Below are 12,259 nucleotides of genomic sequence, written 5' to 3' on the forward strand. Positions count from 1 at the left end.
ATGCATATGAACCACTCGGCCATAGCCCCTGCAGCTGAGGAAACCGACTTCGACACGTTTTTGAAGTCCGACATTCGCGTCGGGACGATCGTAGCTGCGGACCCTTTTCCAGAAGCACGCAAACCGTCTGCAAAGCTGCGGATCGATTTTGGGGAGGCAATTGGCGTCAAGAAAAGCTGCGCCCAGATTACAGCTAACTACGCTCTGGAAGATCTGGTCGGGCGGCAAGTTGCAGCGGTGGTGAACTTCCCGCCTCGCCAGATCGGACCCGCACGCTCCGAAGTGCTGACACTGGGCTTTGCTGACGACGCAGGAGAGGTAGTGCTGGCCATGCCCGAACGTCCGGTACCGAACGGCTCGCGGCTTTTCTGATGCGTTAAGGCTCCGTCAGTGCGCGCGCAGTTGCTCGTCCAGAAACGCGGCGACGTCAGCCAGTTCGACATCGCGCGCGAGAAATGCCTCACCGATCCCACTCAGCAGGATGAAGGGAAGGGTGCCGGCGTCCATCTTTTTGTCGTGTAGCATATGATCGACAAGCTGCCCACCATCGGCAGTCAGACCCAAGGCCGATAAGTCGGATGGCAGCCCGGCCAAAGCGGTCTGGCGTGCCACCCGCTCCGCCTCATCTATACCGAGATGGCCACGACGGGCGGAATACCGCGCCGCCAGCACCATGCCGAGCGCGACGCCTTCACCATGCAATAATCGGTCGCCAAACCCCGTTTTCGCTTCCAGCGCATGACCGAAAGTATGACCCAGGTTCAGCAGGGCGCGAGTACCGCTTGTTTCGCGCTCATCCTCCGCCACGATACGCGCTTTCGCCGCGACGCAGGACGAAACCGCTTCTCGAACTGCAACAGCATCATGCGCGAGCACGGGCGCGCCGTTTTGCGAGCACCAGTCGAAGAATGCCGCATCGCCCAGCACGCCGTATTTCAGAACTTCGGCATAGCCGGCGCGCATCTCGCGGTCGGGCAGCGTCTTCAGGCAATCGATATCGGCCAGCACCAGCGACGGTTGGTGAAACGCGCCAATCAGGTTTTTGCCGGCAGCCGTGTTGATGGCAGTTTTCCCGCCCACGCTACTGTCGACTTGCGCAAGCAGTGTGGTGGGCAATTGGATAAACCCGCAGCCGCGCTTCAGGATGGCGCAGGCGAAGCCGGTCAGATCGCCGACTACGCCGCCACCGAACGCGATGACGTTATCGTTCCGCTCTACACCGATGCGCAACATCCAGTCTGTAAGGCGCTGCAGCCCATCCCAGCTTTTGGAAGCCTCACCCGGTTCCACATCGTACCAAACCACGCTCTTTCCGGCCGCTTCCAGCGCGCGTTCCAGCCGTGCACCATGGGCCGCGCGAGCATTGGCGTCGGCGACGACCGGCACGGTTTTCTTTCGCAAAAACGAACCAGCCAACTCTCCAATCCGGTCGAGCAGTCCGCCACCGATGAGCACTTGATAGGATCGTCCGGCCAACGCCACGTCGACAATGGACATTTGGCTCGACCCTTGGTCCGTATTCACAGCCATCGGTCTATCGCCTCCAGAATGTCGCGCGCCGTTTCCGCATGCGGACCATCGTCGCTGACTACGCGAATGGGGGCCTGTTCGTAGAACTGCTTTCGCTCGGCATGAAGGCGGGTAAGGATTTCGCGCGGGTCGCCGGTTTGCAACAAAGGCCGATGACTTTTGCGCGCCGTGCGTTCGACCAAGGTTTCGATATCGCAATCGAGCCACACGGCGATCCCGCGTTGCAGTATCGACGCGCGGGTTTGCTCGTTGCAAAATGCCCCGCCGCCGGTGGCAACGACGCCGCTACCCTCATCCATCAGGCGGGCAATTACGCGCCGTTCGCCGTCGCGGAAATAGTCTTCGCCATGCCGTTCGAAAATCTCCGCTACGCTAAGCTGCGCTGCGTCCTCGATGGCATCATCGGCGTCCACGAAACCAGTTTGCAAAAGGCCCGCAAGCCGCCTGCCGATTGTTGATTTGCCCACGCCCATCATCCCCACGAGCACCACCGGGCGCTTGATACGCCGGGCGATAGCGCGCAGATCGTCTGCTTCGGTCGGGGATGTGGTGTGGCGCATTGCCGCTTCGCCTATCAATGCGCTAGAGCGAAGGCAATTGATCGATAGTGACGGGTACGAGGCGGCGAAAGTCATGTCAGCAAAGGTTTCATTGGGGTCTACGGGGCCCGATCGCGCTCGCGGGCATGGCAGGCGCAATCGCCGCATTGCGCTTGCGGTGGGTGCGCTCGCTATCTTCGTGCTGTTTGCGGCATGGTTCGACGGCGGGAAAGAACCGATCCGTCCCATCGTCCAGCCTGTCAGCGTCGAAGGAGCTACACCATGAAGCGGGCGTGGCTGATGGGCGGGGCGCTGCTGGTCTTTTCGTCGAGCTGGGCGGTGGCGCAGTCACAGCCTGAACCCGGTGAAGCGGCGCCCGCGCCCGCTCCTGCACCTGCACCTGCGCCTGCGCCAACCCCTTCCGCAGCTGCGCCATCGACACCGGCTCCATCGGCAGGCCTGGCGCGTGAATCTGCCAGGCGCCTGCCATCGATCCGCGAGCTGGAACGTCTACCAACGGATGAGCTTGACGAACTGCTGGGCCTGAAACCCAAATACGACATTCCGTCGGCGGACCGCCGCTCGCTCGATCAGGTGGGAATTATCGGTGCAGCCGGCGGTGGCCTGCCGTCGGCCTCACTCGCACGGCAACCGGCTTCGCTTGTCAGGGCGGCGCTGGAAGGCACCAAGGGTCCGCTCGTATCGCGCTGGGGTCACATCCTGCTCCGTCGTGCCTTGGCGAGCCGGATGGCCGGTCCGGAAGGGCTGAACAAGGCGGATTTCGTGGGACTGCGTGTGGCGGTCCTTAACCGGATGGGCGAACATCAAGTCGCGCGCGCTCTGGCCCAGCAGGTAGACGTAGAAGACTGGCGCCCGGCGCTCCGCAACGCGGCAGTCGATGCCTATATCGGGACCGGTGATATCGTGGGTGCATGCCCGATCGTGCAAATGCAGGGTACCGCGCGCAAGGATAGCGAATGGACTATGCTGCGCTCCATCTGCGCCGCCTATGCCGGACAGACCGCCCGGGCTAGCCGCGACTTACGTGGGATGCTGGGTGACGACGGGCTTGCGGACATCGATGTGCTGCTGGCCCAGCGATATGCCGGGGCTGCCGGGCAGGGCCGCAATGCGGTCAACATCGAATGGGACGAGGTCGAGGCGCTGAACCCCTGGCGCTATGCTCTGGCCAATGCCGTGGGTGAGACCGTTCCCGCAGCATTGCTGGACGATGCGGGACCGTACTACCAGCGCATTGCAGCAACTGCCCCGATGCTAGGCCTTCCGCAACGCGCAGGCGGCGCGCAGGTGGCGAGCCGCGAGGGCATCCTGTCATCCGCCGCGATGGTCGATCTTTATAGCCAGATTTACGCCGCTGACGGGATCGATGGCGATGTGGCCAGCCGCGCCGCGACCCTGCGCACCGCTTATGTGGCACGTGATCCTGCCGAACGGTTCGCCGCTATCCGCAGTCTTTGGGGTAGTCCGGACGGTACTGCCGATGCAGCCGGCATCGACTATGCCGATCAGGTGCTCACGGCCTATGCCGCGGCGCGCATTTCTGCGTCCGACGATCTTGCTGACAGCGCCGCACCGCTGATAGCTGCGATGCTTGCCGCAGGTCTGGACCAGGACGCCATGCAATGGCGCGAAGTCGTGCCCGCGGGTAGCGAGGGTTGGGCACTGCTGGCATTGGCTGCGCCAAACCGTACATCGCCCGTCACGGAAAACCGCTTCGACGATTTTCGCGACCGCGACGAAAGCGGCCAGCAGCGCAAATCGGCGTTTCTGTTGGCTGGACTTGCCGGTCTCGGCCGCATCGAAAACGATGCGCTGGAAGACCATGCTGCCGATCTCGGTTTCGAAACCGGCCGTGCAACCCGCTGGAGCCGCGCCATCGATGCCGCCGGTAGCAATCGAAACGCCGCGCTTGCAGCTATGCTGGCGGGTCTGGGTATGCAGGGAGATAGCTGGGACAAAATGACGCCGCGGCATCTGTTCCACATCGTGCGTGCGCTGAACCGCTCTGGCCTCGGCGCGGAAGCGCGGATGATCGCGGCGGAGGCGGTCGCGCGGGGCTGATGGCTGTCATGGGCCAGATCGGCGGCTCGCCGAAGCCTACGGATGACGCGATCGAAGATTTCCTCGCCATGCTGGCCGCGCAAAGAGGCGCTGCGGCCAACACCATCGCTGCCTATCGCTGCGATCTGGAAGGCGCACAGGAAGCCGCCGGACCCCTGATATCGGCGGACCGAGCGGCAATTGCTAGACTGGGCCAAGCATGGTCTGCGCTCGCCCCGTCGACGGTCGCGCGCAAGGCATCCGCACTGCGGCAGTTCTACGGCTATCTGCTCGACGAAGGCTTGCGGCAGGATGATCCCTCACCGGCCTTGCCCCGGCCCACCGCGCGCCGCAGCCTGCCAAAAATCCTCTCGCACGACGAGGTCGGCGCATTGTTCGAACAGGCGGAACTGGAAGCGGCGAGTGACCGTCCGGCCGCCATTCGTACGCTTGTTCTGCTGGAAATGTTGTACGGGTCGGGCCTGCGCGCCACCGAACTGGTCGGCCTTCCGCTCGCCTCGGTCCCGCGTGACGCGCCGCTTCTCACGGTAACCGGCAAGGGCGGCCAAACGCGGATGGTGCCGATCAGCAGCCGCGCCAACGAGGCTTTGCGGCGCTGGCTGCCGCTGCGCACTGTGGCGCGTGACGGCGCTGCCAGATACCTGTTCCCCAGCCGTGCCGCGCATTTGACCCGGGTTCGCCTGTTCCAGCTGTTGAAGGAACTTGCCACGCGCGCAGGATTGCCGCCTGAGAAAATCAGCCCGCACGTCTTGCGCCATGCGTTTGCCACGCATCTGCTGGAGGGCGGGGCGGATTTGCGCGTGCTGCAAACGCTGCTCGGTCATGCGGATATCGCGACGACCCAGATCTATACTCATGTCGATACCGCGCGGCTGGTCGCACTGGTAAATGAGCGCCATCCGCTTGCCTCCATGCGCTCCAGCGACTAGCGCTCAGCGCCGATGATTACCTATCTCGAATTTGAAAAACCTGTCGCCGAGCTGGAAAAGCGTATCGCCGATCTGCGCGCTGCCGCCGATACGGATGAAGTCGATATTTCGAACGAGCTTCAGCGGCTTGAAATAAAAAGCGCGGATCTGCTTGCCAGCACTTACGCCGCGCTATCGCCGTGGCAGAAAACGCAGGTTGCCCGGCATCCTTCGCGCCCACATTTCCACGATCTGGTGCGCCACGCCTTCGAAGAGTTCGTGCCACTGGGCGGGGACCGTTTTTATGGCGAAGACGAGGCAATCATGGGAGGCTTCGCGCGGCTCGACGGCCGCCGTGTGATGCTGATCGGCCACGAAAAGGGGCACGATACCGAAAGCCGGTTGCGGCACAATTTCGGGATGGGCAAGCCGGAGGGGTATCGCAAGGCGGTGCGCCTGATGGAAATGGCCGCAAGGTTCGGCCTGCCGGTAGTGACGCTGGTGGACACCTCCGGAGCATTTCCCGGTGTAGAAGCGGAAGAGCGCGGCCAGGCGGAGGCGATCGCGCGGTCCACCGAGGCGTGCCTTGCGCTGGAAGTGCCGATGGTCGCGATCGTGGTGGGCGAGGGCGGTTCCGGGGGTGCGGTTGCGCTGGCCAGTGCCGAACGCGTGTTGATGCTGGAACACGCAGTGTACTCCGTGATTTCACCAGAAGGTTGTGCCTCGATCCTGTGGCGCTCGGCCGACCGTGCGCCCGACGCGGCGGAGGCGATGCAAATCACTGCCCAGCATTTGAAACGACTGGGTGTGATCGACCGTATCGTGCCAGAGCCTGTGGGCGGGGCGCATCGCGATCCTGCGGCGACAGGGCGTGCGGTGGGCCAGGCGCTGGGCGAGGAGCTTGACGCGCTGGCCGGCATCGATCCCGTCGAACTGCGGCGTCAGCGTGAAGAACGTTTCCTGCAACTCGGCGCGTCCTGACGAACTGCAAGCATACAGCGTACTGTTTGCGGGAACCAACCTGCGTCCCCTACGGTTAACTTTTGGACACACTTGCCGGCGATGGGTGGATTGCCGCGTCCGAAAACGTGAAGGGGACTATTATGCCACGTCTGACCAAAACTGCCTGTACATCCACCGCCATTCTGGCTCTCTCGCTTGGCGGCTGCGCAGCCGTCGGTGGCGGTCCGGTTCCCGATGCGTCCGCACCTATCACCCAGACCGAGGCGCAGCAGGGCGCAGAAGCGCACCCGCAATTGCTGGCCCAGTTCGGCGGCGCGATGACTGGCCCGCAAGCCAATTACGTGGAATCCGTCGGCAAGAACATTTCGGTTCAGTCCGGCCTTGGCAATGCGCGTGAAGATTTCACGGTATCGCTGGTCAACAGCAGTGTGAACAACGCCTTCGCGGTACCCGGTGGCTACGTCTACACCACCCGCCAACTCGTCGCACTGATGAACAACGAGGCGGAACTCGCCGCTGTGCTTGGACACGAAGTAGGCCACGTTGCCGCGCGCCATTCGCAGCGCCGCCAACAGGCCTCGCAGCGCAATTCACTGCTCGGCGGACTGGGCGCCATCCTTTCCGGTGTGCTGCTCGGCAATAGCGGGCTTGGCGACACACTTTCGCGCGGGTTCCTGCAAGGGTCGCAGCTGCTCACTTTGAGCTTCTCGCGCAAACAGGAGCTTGAGGCCGATACGCTAGGTATCCAGTACCTGACGAGGGCTGGCTACGATCCGCGTGCGATGGGCACCGTGCTTTCCAGCCTGGCCGCGCAAAACAATCTCGATCGTAGTCTGCAGGGCCGTAATAATGCGACGATCCCTGAATGGTCGTCAACTCACCCCAACCCGGCAACGCGTGTGCAGACAGCACTGCAAAAAGCGCAGGGTCTTCCCGGACAAGTTACCAATCGCGACACGTTCCTTACTCGGATCGACGGTCTGATCTATGGGGACGACCCTGCGCAGGGCGTGATCGAGGGCAATACGTTCCTGCATCCCGACCTGCGTCTGGCATTCAATTCGCCAAACGGATTTTACATGGTCAACGGCACGCGCGCTGTGTCCATCAACGGCCAGAGCGGCCAGGCTCAGCTCACGACCGCGCAATATAACGGCAATCTGGAAAATTATGTGCGGAGCGGCTTTTCTGCGCTGAGCAGCCAGCAACAGCAGGTAAATCCGGGTAATGTGCAGCGCACGACCGTGAATGGTCTGCCCGCCGCTTATTCGACAGCTCGGGTCAACACCCAGAACGGTCAAGTGGACGTGACGATCTTTGCTTACGAGTTTTCCAACTCGCAGGCCTTCCATTTTCAGACCATAACCAAGGCGGGTGGTACTTCGGTGTTCAATCCGATGTTCAATTCGATGCGGCGCATCACTCAGACTGAAGCCGCCAATATCATCCCGCGCCGGATCGATGTCGTGACTGTCAGAGCTGGCGACACCGTCAATTCGCTCGCTAACCGGATGGCCTATCCCAATGGCCGGGTAGAGCGCTTCCGGGTCCTCAACGGGCTTTCGTCCAACGAAGCGCTGCGCGCGGGCCAGAAAGTGAAGATCGTCGTCAAGTCACGCTGATGGTGGGCGAGTAGGCCAAGGCGGGGCGACGGTCCCGTCTCGCCCATTTCTTTCTGTTCAAGTTGGGCAACAGGCACAAAAAAGGCGGCGGGATCGCTCCCGCCGCCTTTCTTTTGTTGCCCCCTGTTGGAAGGCGTATCAGCTTAATTGAACTTGTCGTTGCTTTCAGCCATCTTCGTGGTCGTGCCGCCAAAGGTGGTGGAGAGCTGGTTACCGAGACCCTGCATTGCAGTGATGGCGGCAACAGCGATCAGAGCTGCGATTAGGCCGTATTCGATAGCCGTGGCGCCTTCTTCGTCGCGAACGAGGTTCTTGATGAATTTCATGTGTAGTCTCCTGGTTGTAGTCTTCTTACCCGACCCCTCACGAAACGGTTTCGTCAGGAGCTATGTGATTGGTACGGCCAACTCGTTGACAAAATCCTAAGGTCTATTCCTTGAAATTGTTTTTCGAAGCGTCCGTTACCTTTGTGTTGAGACCATCCCATTGCTCGGTGCTTTCATCGGCCAAAGCCGAGACGGCACCGGCAATCGCAAGAAAGATCAAAGCGAGAATCAAGCCATATTCAACGGCACTGGTGCCGCGCTGATCGTGCGTGATACGGAGAATAAGTTTCAGCATTGGCTTCGCCCGAACCTTCAGTTGAGAATGTGTTCAACATCCCTGCCAATCGAACTGCGAAGTTAAGAAAAAGTGAGGATTGCGCGTGGAAGTGGAAAAAAGTCCGACAGATGATGTTATTCCGGCACCGCCGATCATGCTCGTAACAGCAGCGGCGATGCAGCGTAGTGACGGCCGCTGGCTGTTGCAGCGCCGCCCCGCAAACAAGCTGCATGGGGGCTTGTGGGAATTTCCCGGTGGCAAGGTAGAACCCGGTGAAACGCCGGTCGGAGCCTTGGTTCGAGAGGTCCGGGAGGAGCTCGGTATCAAACTGAACGCGGAGCAACTTGCTCCGGCCGGATTTGCCACAGGTCCGTCAGCGGATGATAATCACACCATTGTCATACTTCTTTACAGTACGGCGCGATGGGTGGGTGTGCCGGTTCCACAGGAAGGTGCGGCACCCGATTGGTTCACGCAGCCGGAAATATCCCGCCTCGACTGTCCTCCGCTCGATCTGGAACTGGCTGGGCAACTGTTTGCCGGCCTGCCCGAACCTGCCAAATAGTTCGCCAAACGCGCGCGATAGGGATTGCCAAGCTTGCGACCCCTGACTATGTGCCGCCCCTCGGGTGCGCCCGTAGCTCAGCTGGATAGAGTACCTGACTACGAATCAGGTGGCCGGAGGTTCGAATCCTTCCGGGCGCACCAAATAAAAGAGGCCGTCCGATCAGGGCGGCCTTTTTCGTTGGCGAGGTTCTGGCAGACGTTCGTCATCCGACCACTGAAGCAACGGAAGCTTAATCCGCCTGATCCTCCAACGCATGCATATCGTCGTCCGACAGTCCGAAGTGATGCCCGATTTCGTGGATCACCACATGGCGTATTAGATCCGCCCAGCGCACGCCCGTTTCGCGCCATTCCGCCAGCAAGGGTTGCCGAAACAGCGAGACCATGGGCGGCATTTCAGCAGTATCCATCACCGATCGTTCATGCAGCGGGCGACCTTCATATAGCCCGGTCAGATGCCAGCGATCGGTAAGTCCCACTGCCTGCAGTTGCTCGGTCGTAGCAAACTCCTCCACCTGCACGACCACATCGGCGAGGTGCTCGGCGAACTTTGCAGGCAGTGAGGAGAGAGCGGCGACAGCCATCGCTTCCATCCCTGGGGGGTCGGTTGGGTGCATCCTCAGCTCCTCTGCCATAACTCATATTATGGGTATTGCGGCCCGGATTGGCCAGCCAATCAGGAACCGCGCCCGCGCTCACCTGTTCGGAATACCAAGCACATCTTTTTCGAAAAGGCCCCCGCCATGAACCAGTCCGAAGATATTTTCGCCCGTTTGAAGGAAGATCATAATCGCCATCGCGATATCCTGGACCAGATGGCGCAAACCAGCGGCGAGACCGAGAAGCGCAAGGAATTGCTGACCAAATTCACGAAAGAAGTGAAAAGTCATGCATCGGCCGAGGAACAAGCTCTCTATTCAACGATGTTGCGTAAGCCGCCCACCACGGATGACACGCGCCACTCCGTTGCCGAGCATCACGAATTGAACGAAGCCCTGAACGATCTGGCCGCAACGGACATGTCTTCCAGCGCATGGATGACCAAGTTCAAGCAGCTCGATCACGATTACCGGCATCATATCGAAGAAGAGGAAGAGGACCATTTCCCGGACTTCGAAAAGCATTTGACCGACGATGACCGCAAACACATGCGCGAAGTTTTCGAACGTCGCAAAAAGGAAGAGAAGGCGGACGCTGAGGTAACCCCGGAAAAGAAATCGGACGCCAAGGATTGAGCCGGGAGCCGAAGCGGGGCATCCCCGTTAGATGAACGACCAATTTGCAGACAATGCCGGGTCCGACGAGGAGCAACTTGTAGACCCGACAGACGTGTCCCGGCTCCGCGAAAGTGTGGAGCCGGGCGTCTGGCGTTATGCGCATGCGGATCGCGCCACCGTAATCGTTGATGCTGCCGATTACTTTTCCGTCATGCAGGCGGCCATGTTGAATGCCCAATACCGACTGATGATGATCGGCTGGGATTTCGACACCCGCATCCATCTGGCCGAGGGTCGGCGCTGGTGGCAAAAAGGGTTCAAGGAAAAATATCCGTCGCGCCTCGGCAGTTTCTTCGTCTGGCTGTCGCGCCATCGGCCGTCATTGCAGATAAAAATCCTGAAATGGAGCTTCGGTGCGTTCAAACTGACGTTCCGCGGCAGCATGTGGGCTGACCTGCTGCGCTGGCTTCCCCATAGGCGGATCGATTTCAAATTCGATACCGCGCATCCGGTCGGGTGCAGTCATCACCAGAAGATCGTTGTGATCGACAACGCATTGGCCGTCTGTGGCGGCATCGATATGACGATCGGGCGATGGGACACGCGCGAGCATAAAGAGCATGATGAAACCCGCAAGACACCGCGCGGAAAACCTTACCAACCGTGGCACGATGCAACGATGATGGTGGAGGGCGGTGTAGCCCAGGCGCTCGACGACCTTGGGCGCGACCGCTGGATCAGGGCTGGCGGTACGCCGCTCGTCCCGATGCGTCCGCCTGCCGAGAGTATCTGGCCCGATGGACTTGAAGCGCAATTTGAGAACGTCGAGATCGGCATCGCGCGCACCCGGGCCAAATACCGGGAATGGGATGCCGTAACGGAAATCGAGGCGCTATTTCTCAACCATATCGCGCGTGCCAAAAAGTTCATCTACGCGGAAAGCCAGTACTTCGCGTCACGCAAGGTCAGCGAGGCAATCCTGGAAAGGTTGCAGGAAGACGACCCGCCCGAAATCGTAATTGTCCATCCTGCGCATGCGGACGGCTGGCTGGAACAACAAGCCATGGATCACGCTCGCGCGCAAATCGTCGAGACCTTGCAGAAAGCCGATGTGCATGGTCGTTTCTCGCTTTGGATTCCATATACCGGCGACACGCCGATCTATGTCCATGCCAAGATCATGATTATCGATGGCGAGGTGCTGCGTATCGGGTCTGCCAATCTCAACAACCGCTCGCTCGGGCTGGATAGCGAATGCGATATGTTCATCGACGCCGCCCGACCCGCCAACAGCCATTGTTCGGATGCGATCACCGCCCTCCACCATTCGTTGATTGCGGAGCATTGCGGGCTGGAGGAAAAGGACGTCGCTGGCCTGCTGGAACGGCATGGTTCGATGGCGGCGCTGTTCGATGCGACACTGGGTGACGGCGAACGCAGCCTGCGCCGCTACGAACCGCCGGAACTGAACGACATAGAAGAAGGCGTTGCAGAGTCGGCGTTCTTCGATCCGGAGAACCCTGACGATATGTTCGAAGCCTATGCCGATGGGGGTTTGTTTCGCAAAGGAGGCAAACTCGACCGGGCGCGCCGGAAATTCAGCAGAAAGGGACGTAAATGAGCAGTCTGGTTGGACCGGATGAAGACGATCCGCGCGGTAAGCCGCCCGTACCCGAGAATGTGCAGGACGCCATTCGGACGCTGATCGAATGGTCAGGCGACGATCCGGAGCGCGAAGGCTTGCTCGATACGCCCAAACGGGTGGCGCGTGCGTGGCTTGAATATTGTCAGGGATACGGGGAGGATCCCAGCATCCATCTGAGCCGCGTGTTCGAAGAAGTGGGCGGGTATAACGAAATCGTCCTGCTAAAGGATATTCCGTTTCAGTCGCATTGCGAACACCACATGGCCCCGATCATCGGCAAGGCAGCCATTGCCTACCTTCCGAGCGACCGCGTGGTCGGCATATCGAAGCTGGCCCGGGTGCTGCATGGCTATGCCAGGCGGCTGCAGATTCAGGAACGGCTGACGGCAGAGGTTGCGGACTGTATCTGGGACAATCTGCAACCCCAGGGGGTTGCCGTGGTGATCGAAGCGTCGCACGCCTGCATGACCGCCCGGGGTGTTCGCACGCCCGGCGTCGGCATGACGACCAGCCGCATGATGGGCACTTTCCTGAAAGACGAACGCAGCCGAAAGGAAGTGCTCAGCCTGATGGGATACTGATA

At 60.7% G+C, this 12,259-nt stretch carries 15 protein-coding genes and 1 tRNA gene; 11 read left to right on the forward strand and 5 right to left on the reverse strand.

From position 1 onward, the window contains the following. On the forward strand, positions 1-372 hold the full coding sequence (locus tag HME9302_RS04100; RefSeq protein WP_115365965.1) for a tRNA-binding protein: 372 nt from the start codon (positions 1-3) through the stop codon (positions 370-372). Between the two features lie 15 nt (positions 373-387). On the opposite strand, the gene aroB is transcribed toward HME9302_RS04100, so the two are convergent. Together aroB and HME9302_RS04110 are read right to left on the reverse strand one after the other, a co-directional pair. Continuing rightward, positions 388-1,497 carry a 3-dehydroquinate synthase gene (gene aroB / locus HME9302_RS04105; RefSeq protein WP_115367467.1) on the reverse strand — a complete coding sequence of 370 codons (1,110 nt, stop codon included), beginning with the start codon at positions 1,495-1,497 and terminating at the stop codon, positions 388-390. Positions 1,498-1,520: 23 nt separating this feature from the next. Continuing rightward, a complete protein-coding gene (locus tag HME9302_RS04110; RefSeq protein ID WP_115365966.1) occupies positions 1,521-2,090 on the reverse strand; it encodes a shikimate kinase in 570 nt (189 codons plus the stop codon). Between the two features lie 37 nt (positions 2,091-2,127). On the opposite strand from HME9302_RS04110, the gene HME9302_RS04115 reads away from it, so the two are divergent. From HME9302_RS04115 to HME9302_RS04135, 5 genes are all read left to right on the forward strand, one after another. Then, on the forward strand, positions 2,128-2,355 hold the full coding sequence (locus tag HME9302_RS04115) for a hypothetical protein (protein ID WP_147270759.1): 228 nt from the start codon (positions 2,128-2,130) through the stop codon (positions 2,353-2,355). Further along, the gene (locus tag HME9302_RS04120) at positions 2,352-4,151 is read left to right on the forward strand and encodes a hypothetical protein (RefSeq protein WP_181815677.1); all 1,800 of its coding nucleotides are present in this window, start codon (positions 2,352-2,354) and stop codon (positions 4,149-4,151) included. The genes HME9302_RS04115 and HME9302_RS04120 overlap by 4 nt, the downstream gene beginning before the upstream one ends. Continuing rightward, complete coding sequence (locus HME9302_RS04125) at positions 4,151-5,080, forward strand: tyrosine recombinase (protein ID WP_181815678.1); 930 nt, start codon at positions 4,151-4,153, stop codon at positions 5,078-5,080. The genes HME9302_RS04120 and HME9302_RS04125 overlap by 1 nt, the downstream gene beginning before the upstream one ends. Before the next feature lie 12 nt (positions 5,081-5,092). After that, on the forward strand, positions 5,093-6,040 hold the full coding sequence (locus HME9302_RS04130) for an acetyl-CoA carboxylase carboxyltransferase subunit alpha (protein WP_115365968.1): 948 nt from the start codon (positions 5,093-5,095) through the stop codon (positions 6,038-6,040). Positions 6,041-6,162: 122 nt separating this feature from the next. Further along, positions 6,163-7,644 carry a M48 family metalloprotease gene (locus HME9302_RS04135; protein WP_115365969.1) on the forward strand — a complete coding sequence of 494 codons (1,482 nt, stop codon included), beginning with the start codon at positions 6,163-6,165 and terminating at the stop codon, positions 7,642-7,644. A gap of 143 nt (positions 7,645-7,787) precedes the next feature. Here the strand turns inward: HME9302_RS04135 and HME9302_RS04140 are convergent, their stop codons facing one another. Both HME9302_RS04140 and HME9302_RS04145 read right to left on the reverse strand, forming a co-directional pair. After that, positions 7,788-7,970 carry a Flp family type IVb pilin gene (locus HME9302_RS04140; RefSeq protein ID WP_115365970.1) on the reverse strand — a complete coding sequence of 61 codons (183 nt, stop codon included), beginning with the start codon at positions 7,968-7,970 and terminating at the stop codon, positions 7,788-7,790. A 103-nt stretch (positions 7,971-8,073) separates the two neighbouring features. Further along, positions 8,074-8,265, reverse strand: a complete 192-nt coding sequence (locus HME9302_RS04145) for a Flp family type IVb pilin (protein ID WP_115365971.1) — start codon at positions 8,263-8,265, stop codon at positions 8,074-8,076. An 85-nt stretch (positions 8,266-8,350) separates the two neighbouring features. Here HME9302_RS04145 and HME9302_RS04150 point away from each other — a divergent pair, with 85 nt between their 5' ends. Further along, positions 8,351-8,812, forward strand: a complete 462-nt coding sequence (locus HME9302_RS04150; RefSeq protein WP_326833151.1) for a (deoxy)nucleoside triphosphate pyrophosphohydrolase — start codon at positions 8,351-8,353, stop codon at positions 8,810-8,812. A gap of 66 nt (positions 8,813-8,878) precedes the next feature. Then, a tRNA-Arg gene (locus HME9302_RS04155) sits at positions 8,879-8,955 on the forward strand. A gap of 89 nt (positions 8,956-9,044) precedes the next feature. Here HME9302_RS04155 and HME9302_RS04160 read toward each other — a convergent pair. After that, positions 9,045-9,398 carry a metallopeptidase family protein gene (locus HME9302_RS04160; protein ID WP_230079864.1) on the reverse strand — a complete coding sequence of 118 codons (354 nt, stop codon included), beginning with the start codon at positions 9,396-9,398 and terminating at the stop codon, positions 9,045-9,047. Positions 9,399-9,557: 159 nt separating this feature from the next. Here HME9302_RS04160 and HME9302_RS04165 point away from each other — a divergent pair, with 159 nt between their 5' ends. Genes HME9302_RS04165 through folE form a run of 3 tightly spaced genes read left to right on the forward strand, consistent with a single transcriptional unit; the run spans position 9,558 to position 12,257 of the window. Then, positions 9,558-10,049, forward strand: a complete 492-nt coding sequence (locus HME9302_RS04165; RefSeq protein ID WP_115365972.1) for a hemerythrin domain-containing protein — start codon at positions 9,558-9,560, stop codon at positions 10,047-10,049. Between the two features lie 31 nt (positions 10,050-10,080). After that, positions 10,081-11,652, forward strand: coding sequence for a phospholipase D-like domain-containing protein (locus HME9302_RS04170; protein ID WP_115365973.1), 1,572 nt, complete (start codon positions 10,081-10,083; stop codon positions 11,650-11,652). Further along, positions 11,649-12,257 (forward strand): GTP cyclohydrolase I FolE, encoded by a 609-nt coding sequence (gene folE / locus HME9302_RS04175; RefSeq protein WP_115365974.1) that lies wholly within the window; start codon positions 11,649-11,651, stop codon positions 12,255-12,257. Before HME9302_RS04170 ends, folE begins: the two co-directional genes overlap by 4 nt. Positions 12,258-12,259: the final 2 nt, after the last annotated feature.

It is taken from the genome of Alteripontixanthobacter maritimus, assembly GCF_003340475.1.
Classification (GTDB): Bacteria; Pseudomonadota; Alphaproteobacteria; order Sphingomonadales; family Sphingomonadaceae; genus Alteripontixanthobacter; species Alteripontixanthobacter maritimus.

Bases quoted from the DNA above. Each gene is read 5' to 3' on its own strand.
- HME9302_RS04170 (WP_115365973.1), top strand. From the start codon at position 10,081: ATGAACGACCAATTTGCAGACAATGCCGGGTCCGACGAGGAGCAACTT.
- HME9302_RS04135 (WP_115365969.1), top strand. From the start codon at position 6,163: ATGCCACGTCTGACCAAAACTGCCTGTACATCCACCGCCATTCTGGCT.
- HME9302_RS04120 (WP_181815677.1), top strand. From the start codon at position 2,352: ATGAAGCGGGCGTGGCTGATGGGCGGGGCGCTGCTGGTCTTTTCGTCG.
- HME9302_RS04110 (WP_115365966.1), bottom strand. From the start codon at position 2,090: ATGCGCCACACCACATCCCCGACCGAAGCAGACGATCTGCGCGCTATC.
- aroB (WP_115367467.1), bottom strand. From the start codon at position 1,497: ATGTCCATTGTCGACGTGGCGTTGGCCGGACGATCCTATCAAGTGCTC.
- HME9302_RS04130 (WP_115365968.1), top strand. From the start codon at position 5,093: ATGATTACCTATCTCGAATTTGAAAAACCTGTCGCCGAGCTGGAAAAG.
- folE (WP_115365974.1), top strand. From the start codon at position 11,649: ATGAGCAGTCTGGTTGGACCGGATGAAGACGATCCGCGCGGTAAGCCG.
- HME9302_RS04160 (WP_230079864.1), bottom strand. From the start codon at position 9,398: ATGGCTGTCGCCGCTCTCTCCTCACTGCCTGCAAAGTTCGCCGAGCAC.
- HME9302_RS04165 (WP_115365972.1), top strand. From the start codon at position 9,558: ATGAACCAGTCCGAAGATATTTTCGCCCGTTTGAAGGAAGATCATAAT.
- HME9302_RS04100 (WP_115365965.1), top strand. From the start codon at position 1: ATGCATATGAACCACTCGGCCATAGCCCCTGCAGCTGAGGAAACCGAC.
- HME9302_RS04145 (WP_115365971.1), bottom strand. From the start codon at position 8,265: ATGCTGAAACTTATTCTCCGTATCACGCACGATCAGCGCGGCACCAGT.
- HME9302_RS04125 (WP_181815678.1), top strand. From the start codon at position 4,151: ATGGCTGTCATGGGCCAGATCGGCGGCTCGCCGAAGCCTACGGATGAC.
- HME9302_RS04140 (WP_115365970.1), bottom strand. From the start codon at position 7,970: ATGAAATTCATCAAGAACCTCGTTCGCGACGAAGAAGGCGCCACGGCT.